Origin of the sequence: Micromonospora sp. RV43 (assembly GCF_001029515.1) — a bacterium.
GTDB lineage: Bacteria > Actinomycetota > Actinomycetes > Mycobacteriales > Micromonosporaceae > Micromonospora > Micromonospora aurantiaca.
The window spans coordinates 1-3687 of the sequence record NZ_LEKG01000322.1; the positions used below are offsets into that span (position 1 = coordinate 1).

The 3687-nt window shown below is 67.0% G+C and carries 3 protein-coding genes, 1 tRNA gene and 1 pseudogene; 3 read left to right on the forward strand and 2 right to left on the reverse strand.

The window, feature by feature from the left end; genetic code table 11:
• Both ABD52_RS36725 and ABD52_RS36730 read right to left on the reverse strand, forming a co-directional pair.
• A pseudogene (locus ABD52_RS36725) lies at nt 1–737 on the reverse strand (hypothetical protein); the annotation flags it as partial.
• A gap of 37 nt (nt 738–774) precedes the next feature.
• On the reverse strand, nt 775–1395 hold the full coding sequence (locus ABD52_RS36730; protein WP_047894795.1) for an ANTAR domain-containing response regulator: 621 nt from the start codon (nt 1393–1395) through the stop codon (nt 775–777).
• A gap of 94 nt (nt 1396–1489) precedes the next feature.
• Here ABD52_RS36730 and ABD52_RS36735 point away from each other — a divergent pair.
• The 3 genes from ABD52_RS36735 to ABD52_RS41330 all read left to right on the forward strand — a co-directional run bounded on the left by ABD52_RS36735 (nt 1490) and on the right by ABD52_RS41330 (nt 2306).
• Nucleotides 1490–1567, forward strand: a tRNA-Leu gene (locus ABD52_RS36735).
• 200 nt (nt 1568–1767) lie between these two features.
• Entirely contained in the window at nt 1768–1932 is a 165-nt protein-coding gene (locus ABD52_RS41325) for a hypothetical protein (RefSeq protein WP_235437682.1), read from the forward strand.
• Between the two features lie 77 nt (nt 1933–2009).
• The gene (locus ABD52_RS41330) at nt 2010–2306 is read left to right on the forward strand and encodes a hypothetical protein (protein WP_235437683.1); all 297 of its coding nucleotides are present in this window, start codon (nt 2010–2012) and stop codon (nt 2304–2306) included.
• Nucleotides 2307–3687 lie beyond the last annotated feature (1381 nt).

A 3687-nucleotide genomic window follows, 5' to 3' on the forward strand; every position in this document is an offset into this window, starting at 1 on the left:
GCCGAGGACCACGCGAGCGGCACCCGGGCCGTACCGCCGGGCGGCAGCAACGACCCCACCACCAGCCAGCCCGACCCCACCGCCGCCACGTCGTACGCCGCCGTCCGGCCCCGGCCGTCGCCGGCCAGCTCCGCGACGCCCTCGCGCAGGACGAACCCCTCGGCATCCGGCGACGGCCACACCGCAGCGCCGTCCGCGCGCGTCCCCGCCACCAGCCAGCCGCCCGGCCCGGCCGCCAGCCGCGACGCGCTCACCGCGCGCGGGCCGCCGAACAACTCGAACGCCGCCGGCACCTCCCGCAACGGCCCGCCCGGACCCCACACCCACGTTCCGGTACGCGGATTGCCGTGCACGCCACCGGTCTTCGCACCCAGCGCCGCCATCCCGTCGTCGCGGCACGCCACCGCGTAGAGCACGTGCTGACGGCCGTAGAACGTCTGCGCGCGCACCGGGATCGGCGACCAGGTCACGCCGTCCGATGAGGACCACGCCGCCGGGCGGGTCTCCCCCGCCGGGTCGACGAGCCCGCCCACCACGTACCACCGGCCGGCGCACCGCGCGACGTCGCGCAGCACCGGACGTCCGGTGGCGCCGGCGGGAAGGGCCAGCTCCACGGGCTGCCACTGCGGGCGTACAGGGGCGGGCTCGGGCAGCGGTCGCGGCGTCGCGTGGCAGGCCACCAGGAGCAGCGCGGCGACGACGGCGACGAGGACCGGCCGGGCGCGCGCGGAAGGCATGGATCCGATCCTATCGATCGGACGCCTCCGCGGGAGGTCAGGACGCGGGCTGCTCCACCTCGCCGCCGGCGGTCTCCGCGAGGATCCGCTCGGCGACCTCCTTCATGGTCATCCGGTGGTCCATCGCGGTGCGCTGGATCCACTTGAAGGCCTGCGGCTCGGTCATGCCGTACGTGGTCATCAGCGCGCCCTTGGCGCGCTCCACGGTCTTGCGGATCTCCAGCCGGTCGGTGAGGCCGGCGACCTCCGACTCCAGCGCGGCGATCTCCGAGTAGCGGGACAGCGCGATCTCGACCGCCGGCACCAGGTCGCTCTTCTGGAACGGCTTGACCAGGTACGCCATCGCGCCGGCCGCCCGCGCCCGCTCCACCAGGTCACGCTGGCTGAACGCGGTCAGGATGATCACCGGGGCGATGCGCGCGCCGGCGATCCGCTCGGCGGCGGCCAGCCCGTCCATGATCGGCATCTTGATGTCGAGGATGACCAGATCCGGCTTGAGCTCCTCGGCGAGCTTGACGGCGGTCTCGCCGTCACCGGCCTCGCCGACCACGTCGTAGCCCTCTTCGACAAGCATCTCGGCCAGGTCCAGCCGGATGAGCGCCTCGTCCTCGGCGATCAGAACGCGCTTGCGCTCGGCGTCCGCCTGCATCTCGCCCACGAGCCACTCCCACCGGTTCGAGCCCGACACCCGCCCTGCCGGGTGTCGCCGCCTCCAGCCTAGCGGGTAGGCTGTCGAGGCCGAATCACGGAACGCCCTCGTAGCCCAACTGGCAGCAGGCAATGGATTCAAACTCCATACAGTGTGGGTTCGAATCCCACCGAGGGCACCAGAATGTCATACAGGCGTTCGAACATGGGGCTGTGCATCCACCCGAATTGCGCGCCCGGGCGCGACGTCTCGACCTCGACGGCGCGACCGTCGCTGAGGTGGCGCGGGCCATGGGCCTCTCCTATCCGACGGTCCGCCACTGGTGCAAGGATCGGCCGGTGTCGAAGCAGCAGGGCACCGCACTGCGGTGCTTCCGCTGTCGTGACGACATGCAGGTTCCGACAGACACCGGCGGCCTACGCCTATCTCCTCGGCCTCTACCTCGGCGACGGGCACCTCGTGACCAAGGCCCGGGTGCCGGTGCTCCGGATCGCCTGCAGCGACTGCTGGCCGGGTCTGATCGAAGCGTGCGACGACGCCATGTGAGCGGTGCTGGCCGAGAAGGTGCAGCGGGTCCAGAAACCGGGCTGCGTCAGCGTGCAGAGTTACGGGAAGCACTGGCTGTGCCTACTACCGCAGCACGGCCCGGCAAGAAGCACGAGCGTCCGATCGTCCTGGCCGACTGGCAGCAGGCCGTCTTCGAGGCGCACCGGGCGACTTTCTGCGCGGCCTCGGGGAAAAAGAAGTACGCCTATCCCCATTACATGTTTGTCAACGAATCGGCCGACATCATGGGCCTGCGCCAGCAGGCACTCGACCGGCGCGGCATCGCTTGGCGGATGAACCTCCGCAACTCGCTCTCAGTTGCCCGCCGGGAGGCAGTCGCCGCCCTCGACCACCACGTCGGTCCGAAGTCCTGACCGGAGGACGGCGCCGACGCGGGCTCTCGGTTGGCGCCAGATGCGCGACAGCACCTGCGCCAAGCCTGCCCGCAGTCCTCCAAGCCCACCAAGTCGGCCAGTACGCGCAACAGCATCGGGGGAGCCGGGCGGTGTCGATGAGCATCCGGCCGCGGTCGCCGGGTCACACCAGTGGCGACACCAGTAGTTGATTACTGGCCGACAACCGAATCCGTCTGCAAATCTCCCTGCCTGCACAGCCAGCCCGATCACCCCGGAAAGACCCGCGCCTTTCCGGCCACACTGGCCGATCTCCTGGGCAGGAGACCTCATCCGCCTAGACTGACAGGAAATAATCAACGTCACAGCCGGAGGCGCGAAAATGCGGGAGAGCAGAGGACTAGCTGCAAGAATACGGCTGGGACTCGCAAGAGGAAAACGAAGCCACGATCACGGGCATATTCGCCAAGTCCCTCAAATTGCACAAAGTAGCAAAATAGCGCATTCATCAGAAGCAAGTCCGGCGAACCACGCGTGCAAATAGTAGAAGCCCGCCGCCTCCCATAGAGCATTGACAGGAACCGCAAACATATCAGGAATATAGCTCGATAGTGAAAGCAGTCAACCCAGAGGAAGCCGAGGGCCATCGGACTGGCGGCAACCCGATGACCCTCGACACCCGCACCTAGCGCAAGCCCGGCCTGACGTTGAAGCCTAGTTACTGTGCAGCGCAACCAAGGCCCACCGGCCGTCTGGGAGACGGTGGCACGAGGCTTCGCTCCACGAGTCGAATGGGTTAATGTTCAGGCCGATCGCTTGCGTGTTGCACTTCTCGAAGCTACTCCAATACGAGACCGTCATCCATGCCCCGTGATCAGCGAAGGCGGGGGCTGCCGCGACGGCAATGCCTACCGCCGCAGCACCCGACACGACTAAGCCCCTGATTGCAGTTCTCGACAGCTTTCGCACTGAGCCTCCTCTTGACCGATTGATCAAACCCTAACCCGAGAAGGAAATAAGCATCAATACCTAAATCGCCTTGAACTGAAGTCCGCGCTGTGCTAGATAGACATGACAGCACCAAGTGGCCCCTCCATCACGCTGTCCGTAGCTCACGCGCGAGGACTGGGAGCCCCGGGGCGGGGGGCACGGCAGGCGTGGTTTCGCGAAAGGCGCCACGACATACTCAGAGTTGCCGTCGTGAGCCAGACATCAACTACGCATCGGGCACTCGATACCCCACAGGGCTACCTCATGTCGCAGGTGTTGAGCGCTTAGCCTCAGCCCTTCATTAAGGGCGGGTCCATATAGTGGATCTTGAAAGGAAGATGCCTTCCGGCCTGGGAAGATAGGACTTGCTGAGGGTCTCATCTATCCCGGACGGAAGGCACCTGTCAGGTGA